The 13,366-nt window shown below is 42.4% G+C and carries 14 protein-coding genes; 10 read left to right on the top strand and 4 right to left on the bottom strand.

What is annotated here, in order from left to right:
* Positions 1–105: 105 nt before the first annotated feature.
* The 5 genes from MA_RS18565 (at position 106) to MA_RS18545 (ending at position 4,795) form a co-directional block, all read left to right on the top strand.
* Positions 106–567, top strand: a complete 462-nt coding sequence (locus MA_RS18565; protein ID WP_011023470.1) for a YqaA family protein — start codon at positions 106–108, stop codon at positions 565–567.
* Between the two features lie 916 nt (positions 568–1,483).
* Positions 1,484–2,191: an energy-coupling factor ABC transporter permease gene (locus MA_RS18560; RefSeq protein ID WP_011023469.1), complete on the top strand. Its 708-nt coding sequence runs from the start codon at positions 1,484–1,486 to the stop codon at positions 2,189–2,191.
* The gene (locus MA_RS18555) at positions 2,188–2,526 is read left to right on the top strand and encodes an energy-coupling factor ABC transporter substrate-binding protein (RefSeq protein ID WP_011023468.1); all 339 of its coding nucleotides are present in this window, start codon (positions 2,188–2,190) and stop codon (positions 2,524–2,526) included. Before MA_RS18560 ends, MA_RS18555 begins: the two co-directional genes overlap by 4 nt.
* 113 nt (positions 2,527–2,639) lie before the next feature.
* Entirely contained in the window at positions 2,640–3,422 is a 783-nt protein-coding gene (gene cbiQ / locus MA_RS18550; protein WP_048065744.1) for a cobalt ECF transporter T component CbiQ, read from the top strand.
* A gap of 11 nt (positions 3,423–3,433) precedes the next feature.
* Positions 3,434–4,795: an energy-coupling factor ABC transporter ATP-binding protein gene (locus tag MA_RS18545; protein ID WP_011023466.1), complete on the top strand. Its 1,362-nt coding sequence runs from the start codon at positions 3,434–3,436 to the stop codon at positions 4,793–4,795.
* A 97-nt stretch (positions 4,796–4,892) separates the two neighbouring features.
* Here the strand turns inward: MA_RS18545 and MA_RS27445 are convergent, their stop codons facing one another.
* Positions 4,893–5,072: a hypothetical protein gene (locus MA_RS27445; RefSeq protein ID WP_157860320.1), complete on the bottom strand. Its 180-nt coding sequence runs from the start codon at positions 5,070–5,072 to the stop codon at positions 4,893–4,895.
* A 44-nt stretch (positions 5,073–5,116) separates the two neighbouring features.
* Here MA_RS27445 and MA_RS18540 point away from each other — a divergent pair, with 44 nt between their 5' ends.
* Both MA_RS18540 and MA_RS18535 read left to right on the top strand, forming a co-directional pair.
* The gene (locus MA_RS18540) at positions 5,117–5,434 is read left to right on the top strand and encodes a DUF378 domain-containing protein (protein WP_226990654.1); all 318 of its coding nucleotides are present in this window, start codon (positions 5,117–5,119) and stop codon (positions 5,432–5,434) included.
* A gap of 429 nt (positions 5,435–5,863) precedes the next feature.
* Positions 5,864–6,904, top strand: a complete 1,041-nt coding sequence (locus MA_RS18535; RefSeq protein ID WP_011023464.1) for a methionine synthase — start codon at positions 5,864–5,866, stop codon at positions 6,902–6,904.
* Between the two features lie 134 nt (positions 6,905–7,038).
* Here the strand turns inward: MA_RS18535 and MA_RS18530 are convergent, their stop codons facing one another.
* From MA_RS18530 to MA_RS18520, 3 genes are all read right to left on the bottom strand, one after another.
* Positions 7,039–7,872 (bottom strand): TIM barrel protein, encoded by an 834-nt coding sequence (locus MA_RS18530; RefSeq protein ID WP_011023463.1) that lies wholly within the window; start codon positions 7,870–7,872, stop codon positions 7,039–7,041.
* Between the two features lie 169 nt (positions 7,873–8,041).
* Entirely contained in the window at positions 8,042–8,374 is a 333-nt protein-coding gene (locus MA_RS18525; RefSeq protein ID WP_011023462.1) for a hypothetical protein, read from the bottom strand.
* A 70-nt stretch (positions 8,375–8,444) separates the two neighbouring features.
* Entirely contained in the window at positions 8,445–8,915 is a 471-nt protein-coding gene (locus MA_RS18520; RefSeq protein ID WP_011023461.1) for a phosphopantetheine adenylyltransferase, read from the bottom strand.
* 296 nt (positions 8,916–9,211) lie between these two features.
* Between MA_RS18520 and radA the strand changes: the two genes are divergently transcribed.
* The 3 genes from radA (at position 9,212) to MA_RS24775 (ending at position 13,328) form a co-directional block, all read left to right on the top strand.
* Positions 9,212–10,189, top strand: coding sequence for a DNA repair and recombination protein RadA (radA, locus tag MA_RS18515; protein WP_011023460.1), 978 nt, complete (start codon positions 9,212–9,214; stop codon positions 10,187–10,189).
* A 66-nt stretch (positions 10,190–10,255) separates the two neighbouring features.
* Positions 10,256–10,936 (top strand): phosphoglycolate phosphatase, encoded by a 681-nt coding sequence (locus tag MA_RS18510; protein ID WP_011023459.1) that lies wholly within the window; start codon positions 10,256–10,258, stop codon positions 10,934–10,936.
* Positions 10,937–11,444: 508 nt separating this feature from the next.
* The gene (locus MA_RS24775) at positions 11,445–13,328 is read left to right on the top strand and encodes a PAS domain S-box protein (protein WP_052279200.1); all 1,884 of its coding nucleotides are present in this window, start codon (positions 11,445–11,447) and stop codon (positions 13,326–13,328) included.
* Positions 13,329–13,366: the final 38 nt, after the last annotated feature.

Here is a 13,366-nt window from a genome sequence, read left to right as displayed (position 1 = left end):
GTGGACAACCTGCTCTCACGCAGGCATAAAATAATATAATAAAATAGTAAGCAGGAACAAAATAATATAATAGAATAGTAAGCAGGAACTAAGAGAAAGATTGCTATGCTTGAATCCCTGACCGCCTTTATTGTTGACTATGGTTACCTGCATCTTTTCATCCTGAGTTTTCTGGCTTCTACAGTATTGCCTTTCGGGTCGGAGGCTCTGGTGATCGCCCTCGTTTACCAGGGGTTTAGCCCTTTTGCCGTAGTTATGGTTGCCACCACCGGTAACTTTCTCGGGTCATGCACCACTTACTATCTGGGTTTAAAAGGGCGGAATGTACTCGACAGGTATCTTTCTCCTTCCCCTGAAAAGCTCGAGAAAAGTGAAAGGCTTTTTAACAAATATGGGGTTTACACCCTTCTTTTCACCTGGGTGCCGGGTATAGGGGATGTGATTACCATGGTTGCAGGGCTTATGCAACTTTCTTTCAGGTCTTTTTCAATCCTGGTCTTTCTGGGAAAATTCGGACGTTATTTAGTACTTGCTTATTCGGTAGTACTTTTTAATGGTGGATTTTAATGTCTGCAGGTCTGTAAAATGAACCCTGATTTATTCCGGTAAAACGAATCCTGAATCTTCTTCGGTAAAATTAGCTTTCGGATTTACAGATGTAAACCGGCTTTAAGGCTTACAATAATATGAATTAAAAGAGTTATGTGAATTTAAAGAACTTTGAGTACCTCAAACAGCCAGTAAATTGGATTTTCGCTTTTTCTGCGGGCAACCCGGACATTTTCAAACCCGGTTTTTTTGCTTTCAGTTTTTCTTTTTTTGCCTGCATTTTCTTTCAATTTCAGGCCAATTTTCCTTTATTCATGTAGATTTTACATTTAAATCTTCTTATTTTTCTTCCACAGTATACCGTCTCTGGCGATCTTGTTGCAAGATTTCTTCTCTAAAGGAACCAAATGGATATACTTATATAACTTTGGGTACAATATCTCTTTGCTAAAGCAATTTTAGTTGATTTTTATTTGCTTTGCTTGCCATTCAGACCTATCTTCCGGGTCATAAAACGGAAACTATCTGCGGCTATAACCTCCATTTTTTTATTTTTTTCATCTTTTTTCTTTTTCCTCACATTTCTCTGAACTCTACGCAATTTTACTTTCTATTCTCTTCTCTATTTATTTTTTAATACCGTATTTCATGGGTCTCAGTTCAGTTTTTTAAATAGATCTCTATTTATGTTGATTTCTCTCATTTTTATTGAATATTCTGTATAATCAGTTTCTTGAGTTATACCTTATATTGATTCAAGTTTGCTTGTTCTGTTCTTTTTACTCTCAGCTTTGAGAACCTTTTTACGTTCAAATTAATTTTACAGGCTCTCATGCATCTGCTTCTGTTACACCGTAACCTTTATGTATGCAATAACTCAATTTAAATTTACTTAACCTCAGTAATCTTTACTTGATATTCTTACGGTGATCTCATGCACATAATGGAAGGATTTTTGCCGACCCCCTGGTGGCAACTATGGTTTGTAGTATCAATACCAGTGATCGCGTTTGGTATTTATAAAATGAACAAGCTTATTAATGAAAAACGAGAGGTATTGCCTCTCCTTGCTGTTGCAGGTGCGTTTATTTTTGTGTTATCTTCCCTTAAATTGCCTTCAGTAGTCGGAAGCTGTTCTCACCCCACAGGCACGGGGGTTGCAGCAATTATGTTCGGGCCGGCAATTACCGCAGTTCTCGGAACCATCGTACTTATCTACCAGGCAATTTTCCTTGCACACGGAGGACTTACAACCCTTGGAGCAAATGTCTTTTCTATGGGCATTCTGGGCCCTGTGGTGGCATACCTGGTCTATAAGGCAGGAATGAAAGCAAATCTCAATTTCTATCTTGTAGTTTTCCTTGCAACGGCCCTCGGGGACTGGGCAACTTATGTAACTACCTCTGTGCAACTTGCCCTTGCATATCCTGCAGGAGATGTGCTTACCTTTGCAGGCTTTATGAGTTCGTTCGTTAAATTTGCCGGAGTCTTTGCAGTTACTCAGGTGCCTCTTGCAATCATGGAAGGAGCTGTCAGTGCCCTGCTCTTCAAGTATGTGGTCAACGTTAAGAGCGATATCCTGGTTGAAATGAACGTCCTTGAAGATTCGGTCGTAAGAAAACTGAGAGGGAATCCCGCATGAGCAGAAAACTGGAACTAATCGTACTTGCAATTTTCCTCATCTTCGCAGCCCAGTTCGTTTATATGTCATCCACGACAGATGCCGAATACGGAGGAGCTGACGGAGAAGCAGAAGGGGTGATTTATGAGATCACCGGCGGAACTTACGAACCAATTGCAGAACCTATCTGGGAGCCTCCAAGTGGGGAAATAGAAAGCCTTCTCTTCGGGCTTCAGGCAGCTATCGGGGCAGGGATTATCGGTTACTTCCTTGGCTATTACAAGGCCAAAGGCCGTTATGAAAACGACATTGGATATAAAGATAAGAGTAAACCCAGCGACAGACAATCGCTATAATTTCTTCTTCTCCCCTTCTACTGTCCTCCCTGTGGGAGGAAAGTTTTTATCTTTTGCCTTTTATTTTTAAACCTTGATTTTTGCTTTCATCTACTTATCTGCAGGTTCCCCACATGACAAATATCCTTGATGATTATGCCCTTATGAGCCCTCTAAGGCACCGAAACACTTGGTTGAAGCTGGTGATAGTTTGTTTCGGGCTGCTTGTGGGAGTCTCGTCCACATCCCCTATTACTCCTCTTTTCATAGCTCTCTGCATGAGCTTTACAACAATTGCTCTCGGCAGGGCTCCCCTTAAATTATACCTGAAACTCCTGCTCGCCCCCGTAGGCTTTGCACTCACAGGTGTGATTATCATTGCTTTTTTCTCCGGCTCGGGACAGGAGCTCCTGTCTTTCGAACTTGCAGGTTATCTTTTCTCGGTAAGGGCAGACGGACTTGAGCTTGCCCTGCTGGTACTTTCCCGGTCCTTAAGCGGGATGTGCTGCCTTTACTTCCTTGCGCTTACAACGCCAATGATAGAACTCTTTGCCGTGCTCAAGGCATCCAGGTTTCCGGAATCGTTCATCGAGCTTTCCATGCTGATTTACCGATACATCTTCGTTTTCCTGGATATGGCCCTTTCCATAAGGTATGCTCAGACTGTAAGGTTAGGCTACTCGAACTTCAGGCGTTCGATCCATTCTCTGGGTATGCTGGCAAGCACTCTCTTCGTCCGTTCCTGGGAACAGGGAGACAAGCTCTTCCTTGCCATGAATTCCAGATGCTATGATGGAAAAATGACTCTCTTTGAAGTGCAAAGACCTGTAGGGGCAATAGAACTGCTGCTAACCTCTGCCTACTTCCTTTCAGTTCTTGCACTTTTTTATTTTACAAGAAACATATCCATTGTTTGAGGTAACAGATCATGATCATTCTTGAGACCAGGGGCCTTAAGTACACCTACCCTGACGGAACTGTAGCTCTCCAGGGAATAAATATCGAGATCAAAAAAGGAAAAAAGATCGCCTTCGTAGGGCAGAACGGCTCCGGAAAGTCCACTCTTTTCCTGCTCCTGAACGGGACTTTAAAGCCACAGGAAGGGGAGATCCTTTTCCACGGGTCTCCTTTTAAGTACGATTCAAAGTCCCTCCGGGAAATCCGGAAATCCGTAGGAATAGTTTTTCAGAATTCCGATGACCAGATCTTTGCCCCCACAGTATATCAGGACGTGGCTTTCGGGCCTGCAAACCTGGGTTATTCAAAAGAAAGAATCGATGCCAGCGTGCAGCATGCCCTTGAGCATGTAGGGCTTACCCGCCTGAAGGACAAGCCCCCGCATCATCTGAGTGGAGGGCAGAAAAAGAGGGTTGCAATTGCAGGGGTGATGGCTATGGAGCCTGAGGTAATTATCCTTGACGAGCCCCTTTCAAACCTTGACCCCGTAGGGGCGGACGAAATCATGGATCTGCTCAACGAATTCAACCATTTCGGGAGTACGATCATCATTTCTACCCACGATGTGGACCTGGCTTACCGCTGGTCTGACTATGTGTACCTCATGTCAAACAGCAAACTTATAGGGCAGGGAACCCCTGCGGAGGTCTTCAAAGAGCAGGAGCTTCTTAAAAAAGCAGGTCTGCGCCAGCCCACTACCCTTGAGATTTATCATGAAATTGAGAGGAGAGGGCTTGCATACGGCAAAAATTCCCCCAAGACAATACCCGAGCTTGTCAACACTCTAAAGCCGCTTGACCTTATGTGGGTTGAGGTCCCTCCCGGAGTCAGGGAAGGCGAAAACCTGAATATCGGGGTTATGTATGGGGAATATGCGACCCAATCTCCTTATGAAGCGATTAATGCCACAGTCCTGCACATCCACCCTGATGGCAGAGCTATTGTTGAACTGAAGCGCAAAGGGATCAAAGCCGGTGGAGTGCTCCTTTACGATATGGACAGTTATTCCCTGCCGGAGGTCAGGCAGATCATTAAAGACGGAGAAATCGTCTTTGTGGGGGCAATGGGCAAACAAAGCAAGACCCTTGCCGAACAGGACGGAATCCACCTGGACGTGACCTCGGGCGTTATAGACAAATCGATCCTTATGGCCCTATGTGGAAAACGCTGCCTCATCCTCACTTCAGGCGGAATGGTGGACCATGCCCTGAACAGGACCCGGGAGTATGTGGAAAAAAGTGGGATAGAGTTTACAGTGGGCGTGGTTAACAGGGAAGGCGGATGCAAGTGGATTGAAGAGATCGACGAAAACCCTGGAGCGCTTAAAATCTAATTTTTTTCATTTTCTTTTTTCATTTTCTTTTTTCATTTTCTTTTTTCAGCTATTTTCTGCTTATTTTCGGTTTTCGTTAGATTCTTTTGAATACTAATCAAGTTCCTTTGAATGTTATTATATTATTTTGAATATTGGTGAGTTCTTTTGAGTAAACTTCTCCCCTTCCGAAAAACAATGCTGACCATTTTGAGGAATAAATTAATAAAATCTTAGCTCCAACATTGTTTGGGGGACAGAGCATCTGGTATTTTAATGATCCGAATTTTTCGGTCAAAATTTTCCAGCCAAAAATAAGCTGTCCTTTCTTAATGCTTTACGGTGGGAGGTCTGGTAAATATGTATTCGAAAGGTCTGGTAAAGAAGGATAAATCTGAACTGAAGATTCTATCCAAACTGTTAGTAATAATAGGTGCTTTGAACTGGGGTCTTGTAGGGATCCTGAATTTCGATCTGGTAGCAGCTCTTTTTGGCAAGAAATCAATCCTCTCAAGGTTGGTTTATGCTCTCGTGGGCCTGTCTGGAGTCTACCTGATATTGATTTATAAGGAAAAATATGCAGACTTGAAAAAGCGTTGGCATACAAAAGGCGAGAAAAAGTATAGTGGTAAACAGTACAGTTGGAGCGGAATTCAATAATAGATAGGAATTGCCAATAGATAGGAATTCAATAATAGATAGGAATTGCCAATAGATGGGAATTGCTTTTTCAAGAGGATTTGCTAGAATACTTCCCTGAATATTGTCTTGAACAATATGAGAGACGTTTGATATTATATATGTTAGAACGTTTAGGTAGTAAGTCGTCTTTACAAATTGATCACAAAAAAGGTCAAAAAAGAATTAGAAAACTACTCGACTTACTTCCAGACACTTTTATTAATGAAGGTCATCTGTAAAGGTGTGCCAAATCTAAATAAGTACAAATTGATTAAGCATAAATTGATTAAGAATAAACTGGTTTGAGACTTCTTTTTTTAGCGACCAGCGGTGCAAAATTTAGATAATTCGTTGTAATGCCAGAATAATTCCAATATCTATAAAACTTCATCTCTCTTAATACCAGGCATGCAGGAGATTATTTTTATCGATGAAGGCAGCCTTCCCACACCTGAAGGTGTCACAAGGGAGTGGGTAAAAGCTGCAGCTGAAAATCGAAATGAAGACGAAAAACTCTTTTCAATAATAGGGGAGGCTTTCCAGAGAAAAATTGATGTGGGAGTGCACGTTCCCACATATCCTCAGTTCAGAGATATGATAGGCCAGTTTCTTGATATTATAAAAGACGAAAAAAACTGTTCTGAGCCTTATGTATTGAAAGAGGAAAGTGCAAAGATCCTTGAGCTGGAAATAATCGATGAAGTCGCAAAACGATACAAAAAGGAGACCGGAAAGACTCTTGAAGTCAGGGTTTGTATTGCAGGCCCAACGGATATGTATCTTCAGGCTTTCGGGGCAACGGTTTTTGTAGATGCATATAATATCCTTGCACAGGATGTTGAAAAATTCGTTAAACAGGCATTTAAAACAGCAAAAAATTTCAAAATTAAGGTTATAGCGCTGGATGAAATCAGCCTGGGGTTAACCGATATGATTCAGTTTTCTGATGCTGAGATCATATCGGCTCTTACTGTTGCTTCTACCTATGCCCGGCAACAGGGGGCGGATATGGAGATTCATGTTTATTCCCCATTGAAGTATGAGCTTATATGTGAGACTCCTATCAATGTCATAGGGTTTGAGTATGCGGGAAATCCTTCCTACCTTGATCTTCTGGACAGAAAAGTGCTGGAAGATTCGGATACTTATGCAGGAATCGGAGTATCAAGTACCGATATTTTCAGTCTTGTAAATATTGTCAATGAAAAGTACGGAATTAATGCCTGGAAGGAAAAGGAGTACCTGCAAAAAGTCATAACCGAGCTGGAGACTCCGGAAGTTATAAAAAAGAGGCTTGAAACGGCTTATTCAGTCCTCGGGGATCGAATTAAGTATGCGAACCCGGACTGTGGGATGGCGTTCTGGCCGGACCAGGATCTTGCTTTCAGGCTGCTTGAGAATACAGCAAAAGCTGTTAACGAATTTAATGCAGAAAAGAAGGATCAGTAGATGGATTAGACTGAAAGCCTATCCGGAAAGTATTGTGACTTGCTGTAAAAGGAATTCCAAGATTAAAAGGAATTCCAAGATTAAAAGGAATTCCAAGATTAAAAGGAATTCCAAGATTAAAGGGAATTCCAAGATTATAATTCCATATAAGTCTTCTTTAACAGAAGCGCATCTTCTTCCAGGTTCGGGCTTTCGCAGATGGCAAACCCTTTAACCTCGAATTCTTTGAGGGCCTTTAAGAGCTCGGGGTAGTTGAAGTCGGATTCTTTCAGGACCAGGTGTCTTTTTTCCCCGTTCCTGTTATACTCTATTCCCGAGATATGCATGTGCATGTTTGCAAGCCCATCTTTTCCAAGGGTTTCTTCCACTTTCGAGAGGATTGCCGTAAATTCGGGATAGGAGTTTTCCTTTCCTTCCCTTGCATGTATGTGGGAAAAGTCAAGACAGGGCATTACCCCTTCGATTTCTTCGCTTAAGGCAAGCACTTCTTCAAGGGTTCCAAACTGCGTACGTTTGCCCATGGTCTCAGGCCTGAGGACTGCAGGGATATTCTCGGCCTGGAGCTGCTCTGCAAGCTCTCCGAGGGCTTTTGAAACATTCTCGTAGACAGCCTGTTTATTGCTCTTCTGATAGAAGGCTGCGTGCAGTACTATCGACTCTGCTCCGCAGAGGCTGCCTATCCTTGCAGCCTGGTAAATCCTTTCCATGCTGGCTTGTAATTTCTCTTCTTCCGGGGAGTTCAGGTTGATATAATAAGGGGCATGTACGCTCAGAGCTATGTTTTCTTTTCTGGAGGTTTCCAGCACGTTTCCTGCCCCTTTTTCACTCATGCGCACCCCCTGCACGAACTCGAGTTCCATACAGTCGAGCCCCAGTTCCCGGACCCGCTCAATTCCTGCAGGGCTATTGCTGGCTTTTGCGCTTTTGGGAACTCCGGCAGTACCAAAAAATAGTTTTTCGGCTGACATGTTTTTCAAAAATGTATCTTCAAAGATATATCTTATATCCCTTTTAGAAAGCATTCGATTCGGTAGACATCCGATTCAGAAGGTATTCGATTCAGAAGGTATTCGATTCGGAAGGCATTCAATTCGGGTGGTTTCTTTTCGTGTCCCCCCTTTCGAATATCTTTACGGTTTAGAAAATGCCTACAAGGTCCTTTAACTGTTTTGCCTTTTCAGGGGATAACTTTTCCTCGACTACCGCAATCAGTTCTTCAAGGTCTTCGTCAAGGGACTGGATATCTTCCTTTCCTTCGAGGGCAAGCCCTACAAGGTAGTCAAGTTCTTCTGCGTTCAGTCTCTCGAGCCTTTCCCTGAAGTCTTCCGGAGATTCGGCAAACTTGTGTGAAACCGGGCGCAGGATGAAAGGGAAATGGTGCCCTGCTTCTTTTGAAATCTGGTTTCCTCCCGCTTCGGGGGCAAGCTTATTAAAAATGTCAATGTCCATTTGTGTAAATTCTCTGGGCATATTATCACTTTATAATCCTGTCCGGATTTATACCTGTTGAAGGAGGGATATGCCTGAAAATGCAGCTTTTTCAGGCCTGGGACTCTCTTTTCATCTTTCCGTGCCTGTCAATTTCTCCTTTTGCAATCCTTGTGGACGAAATCGGAGTCCCGTCTTCAGCCATCACATATTCAACATACACAATTTCAAGAGGGTTTTTTCCCTTTTTTTCTCTGATACGGTTGATTTTCAGGGCGACCGGGTAGGTCTCGGGGGAGACTACTATGTAGTCGAAATCTTCCTCCACAGTCGGGCCGCAGGGATCGTTCAGCCTTGTAATTTCATATTTTTCTTTCGGAATCTCCATCTCGTCTATGTACTCAAGCAGCCGGACTCTCCTGTTTTCATAATTGTCGATACTGTGATTTTTTTGCAGCATCTCGTCCGAGGTAAGCCCTATGTAGACTTTTCCGTCTCCTGCTATCTCAAATGCTTTTTCAATTAATCTGGCGTGTCCGTCATGAAGATACTGAAACGTACCGCCTACGGCGACCTTTGGCATGATTGGAGGATACTCTACTAAGTAAAAAGAATTTTTGGTTTTTCTCCGTTTTTTTGGCTTTTTGAGGGTTTTTTATTTTTTTTATCTATTTTCTTCTTTTCTTTTGTAAGTTTAAGGGCCTGAAAAGAACTTTTATTATTCTTTTTTTTGGCAGATTCTTTCGAATTAATTAACGCGTTTTCCATGCTGTTCAGAATACTTTCAACCTGCCTCCTCTAGCTATATATACCTGCAAAACCATAGGAAAGCAACCGTTATGCACCTTATACAAACATGTGCATCCAGGAGAATTTGTAATGAGCGAAGTCGCACTTGAAGAACTGCCAGGAGTTGGCCCTGCAACTGCAGAAAAACTCAAAGAAGCCGGATTTAACACCGTTGAAGCAGTGGCCGTAGCCTCTCCTTCCGAACTTGCAACTACAGCCGAAATCGGGGAATCGACTGCCGCAAAAATCATCAATTCTGCAAGGCAGGCTGCTGACATAGGGGGATTTGAGACCGGAGACCTCGTCCTTGAAAGGAGGAAATTGGTAGGCAAACTTACCACCGGCTGTGTCGAATTTGACGAAATGATGGGTGGGGGCATAGAAACCCAGTCTATTACCGAACTGTATGGAGAATTCGGTTCCGGAAAGACCCAGGTGGCTCACCAGCTCGCAGTGAATGTCCAGATGGACAAAGAACATGGAGGGCTTGACGGGTCCGTCATTATAATCGACACCGAAAACACCTTCAGGCCGGAAAGGATTACCCAGATGGTAAAGGGACTTTCCGAAAAGTACGGAATGGAACTTGATCCTGAAGAATTCCTGCAGAACATCCATGTTGCGCGGGCATACAATTCCAATCACCAGATACTTCTTGTAGACTCTGCAACAGACCTGGCAAACGAGCTCAAGGAAATGGGAAAACCCGTTCGCCTGCTGATCGTTGACTCTCTTATGGCTCACTTCAGGGCCGAATATGTAGGAAGGGGAACCCTTGCAGACAGGCAGCAAAAGCTGAATAAACATATGCACGGCCTGCTCCGCTTCGGAGACCTGTTCAATGCCTGCGTTGTTGTTACAAATCAGGTTATGGCAAAGCCCGATGCCTTCTTTGGCGATCCCACAAGGCCTGTCGGAGGACATATTGTGGGGCACACGGCAACCTTCAGACTCTACCTGCGGAAGTCCAAAGGAGAAAAGAGAATTATCCGCCTCGTGGACTCTCCCAGCCTTCCGGAAGGAGAAGCTGTTGTTGCGGTTACTACAGCCGGACTTACCGACCAGTAAAAGCTGTAATCAATTAAAAACTATGAATGGGGAAGTATTTTATCTCCCCGTTCCAATCCCTTTTCAATGAAATTCAAAGCTATCGTCATTGACATTGACGGGACGATTACCTGCGAGAACAGGGAACTCCACCTCGGGGCCGTCAAAAAAATCCGTATCCTTAAAGTCCCGGTAGTCCTTGCCACAGGCAATATTCTCTGTTATGCCAGGACAGCATCAAAGCTTATCGGCCTGGACGGGGCTGTGATTGCCGAAAACGGAGGCGCGGTTACAGTCCGCTACGACCTGAACGGCACCTTTGAAGAAAGCCTGGAAGAATGTGAAAAAGCCTTCTCTTTTCTATCCGAATATTTCAAGCTCACAAAACTCGATCCCTTCTACCGAAAAACCGAGATTGCCCTTAGACGGGACTTTAACCTTGAAAAAGCCAGAACCCTCCTGGAAACCCAGCCCTTCGATGTCGAAATGGTTGACACCAAATACGCAGTCCACATCAAAAGTACCCGGATCAACAAAGGTTCAGGTCTCCGAAAGCTTGCGGAAATAATGGGGCTTGAAGCTGAAGACTTTGTGGCAATAGGAGACTCAGAAAATGATATTGAAATGTTTGAGGCTGCAGGTTTTGGGATTGCTGTTGCAAATGGCGACGAAAGGATAAAAGAAGCTGCTAATTACGTGACAGAAGCCTCTTATGGGGACGGAGCCGTAGAAGCTATTGAATTTCTTGAATCCAACGGCTGGATTTAAAAACCTTATATATAAAGAAAAAAATACAAATAGTTAAAATCTTTTGTGTGCCAGGGATATTCAGATTAGTATAACTTCCGGCCCGTGAGTTTTAAACATCTTTGGATATTTGCCCTTCAAAAAGCTTCTGGAAAGGGTTTTAAAATTTTCCCATTACGGAAGATTTGTTTAAAAAACAACCTTTGCGAAAAAAAATCTCTCCAGAGTTCCTTCAAAAGAAACTGGCTGTTTTAGAGCCTACTTCTCGTTTAAATCGGTAGCAACTACCGGTTGTAAAAGCTTTAATATGCAATTAGTTTCATAGGCAAATAAAAATGTAGTGTAATCAATAGATTAGTTTTTCCGTCACTTTCTTAATATTCTACAAGTTATATACATCAATAAACACTTTTTTTATATCAACAATATTATAAAATTTGGACTAGATACAATCTGAGACTTTAGATAAAGCAGGAGCCTCAAACAGGGATTTTTTGACTTGATATCTGGGGAGTTGTCAAAGAAAAATATGAGGACAAAAGACCAAATTCAGATCCTGGCAAATATTGTGGAATCATCGGACGATGCAATTATAACCGAGACTCTTGATGGCACAATTACCAGTTGGAATACAGGCGCAGAGCGAATTTATGGTTATTCGGCTAAAGAAATTCTGGGAAAGTCCATGTCTGTCCTTGAGCCACCTGCGCTATTCGAAGAAATGAAAGAATTAACCGAACTGATTAAACAGGGCGATAGACTCCATCATCATGAGACTTTACAGTCAAGAAAAGATGGTATAATAATAAACATCTTGCTAAGTGTTTCTCCAATTCTTGATACCTCTGAAAATCCGGTCGCTGCTTTAGTTATCGCCAGGGATATAACCAATAGTAAACGAGCAGAGGAAAAACTTCGGAGAAGCGAGGAAATATACAGTGTTGCCACAGAGCAGACAGGCCAATTGGTATATGATTACGATTTAAGGACAAATAGGTGCAACTGGTCCGGTGCTATAAAAGAAGTTACAGGCTATAGTCTTGAAGAAATTCAGAATCTTGGCAAATACTTTTGGATTACAAGTATCCAGCCTTTAAGTATGAAACATGTGGATGAAAGACTCCAGACTATGAATAAAACCGGAGACAGATTTAAAGAAGAATTAAGATTGAGAAGAAAGGATGGAATTTACATTGACGTAGAAAACAAAGGGGTTTGCCTTAAGGATAATGAAGGTTATCCCTACGAGGTTATCGGAGTACTGAAAGACATTACGGATTGGAATCTTGCGATAAAAAAAGTAGAAGAAAGTGAGGAGAAATATCGTTCTTTCATACAAAATTTTCGTGGTATTGTTTTTCAGCTTGATGAAAATTTCGTTCCTGTATTCTTGAACGGGGCTGTTGAAGAGATAACCGGGTATAGAGAAGAGGAGTTTACATCCCGTATTAAGTGGAAAGACATAATCCATCCGGATGATCTTTCTCTCGTTCTCAAAGCAGAAGAAAAGATTCGAAATTCCCCATCCCCCAGTTATGGAGATATCGAGTATCGTATAAAGCATAGGGATGGAAGAGTCAGATGTGTTAGTGAAATTTACCAGAAAATTAATAGCAGGAATGGAAAGCCGGAATTCTATCAGGGTACAATTTATGATGTGACCCAGAAAAAAGAGATGGAAAAATTCCTTGAAAATATAGAAGCTGCCCGTAAAAAAGAAATTCATCATCGTATTAAGAATAATCTGCAAGTTATTTCCTCCCTGCTGGATCTACAGGCTGAAAAGTTTAATAAAAGAGAGGGTATTAAGGATTCGGAGGTTATGGAAGCCTTCAGGGAGAGCCAGGATAGAGTTATATCTATGGCTCTTATTCATGAGGAGCTGCATAAAAGTGGCGGGCTCGATAAACTTGACTTTTCTTCTTATATCAAGGAGCTTGCTGACAACCTTTTCCTGACATACAGGCTCGGAACTATCGATGTCAGCTTAAATATGGATCTGGAAAAAAACATTTTCTTTGATATGGATACAGCAGTCCCATTAGGAATGATTGTTAACGAACTTGTTTCCAATTCCCTCAAACATGCGTTTTTAGGTAGAGATAGAGGAGAAATCCGAATCAAACTTCGTAGAGAAGGGAACAGAGAATGTAGAAACAGCATAGGATGCGTAGAAAGCAATAGCAAAGACTGCGAAAGCCCCAGTTTTACTATGATTGTTTCAGACAACGGCGTGGGCATTCCCAAAGACCTTAACATCGAAGAGCTGGATAGTCTCGGGTTTCAGTTAGTAATTTCCCTTGTAGAACAGTTAGACGGCGAACTTGAACTGAAAAGGGACAAAGGAACAGAGTTCATCATGAAGTTTACGGTAACAGAAAAAATAATCAGTTTTCATCGTAAGCCCTACTAAATTTAATTATATGGTGCAAATGACATTGAAAATCTCAC

This window comes from Methanosarcina acetivorans C2A (assembly GCF_000007345.1).
In the GTDB taxonomy this organism is placed as follows: domain Archaea; phylum Halobacteriota; class Methanosarcinia; order Methanosarcinales; family Methanosarcinaceae; genus Methanosarcina; species Methanosarcina acetivorans.
This window is presented reverse-complemented; position numbering and strand designations above follow the sequence as displayed.

Coding starts and splice junctions, on each gene's coding strand:
- MA_RS18555 (WP_011023468.1), top strand. CDS start 2,188: ATGAGCAGAAAACTGGAACTAATCGTACTTGCAATTTTCCTCATCTTC.
- MA_RS18510 (WP_011023459.1), top strand. CDS start 10,256: ATGAAATTCAAAGCTATCGTCATTGACATTGACGGGACGATTACCTGC.
- radA (WP_011023460.1), top strand. CDS start 9,212: ATGAGCGAAGTCGCACTTGAAGAACTGCCAGGAGTTGGCCCTGCAACT.
- MA_RS24775 (WP_052279200.1), top strand. CDS start 11,445: ATGAGGACAAAAGACCAAATTCAGATCCTGGCAAATATTGTGGAATCA.
- MA_RS18560 (WP_011023469.1), top strand. CDS start 1,484: ATGCACATAATGGAAGGATTTTTGCCGACCCCCTGGTGGCAACTATGG.
- MA_RS18530 (WP_011023463.1), bottom strand. CDS start 7,872: ATGTCAGCCGAAAAACTATTTTTTGGTACTGCCGGAGTTCCCAAAAGC.
- MA_RS18535 (WP_011023464.1), top strand. CDS start 5,864: ATGCAGGAGATTATTTTTATCGATGAAGGCAGCCTTCCCACACCTGAA.
- MA_RS18565 (WP_011023470.1), top strand. CDS start 106: ATGCTTGAATCCCTGACCGCCTTTATTGTTGACTATGGTTACCTGCAT.
- cbiQ (WP_048065744.1), top strand. CDS start 2,640: ATGACAAATATCCTTGATGATTATGCCCTTATGAGCCCTCTAAGGCAC.
- MA_RS18520 (WP_011023461.1), bottom strand. CDS start 8,915: ATGCCAAAGGTCGCCGTAGGCGGTACGTTTCAGTATCTTCATGACGGA.
- MA_RS18545 (WP_011023466.1), top strand. CDS start 3,434: ATGATCATTCTTGAGACCAGGGGCCTTAAGTACACCTACCCTGACGGA.
- MA_RS18525 (WP_011023462.1), bottom strand. CDS start 8,374: ATGCCCAGAGAATTTACACAAATGGACATTGACATTTTTAATAAGCTT.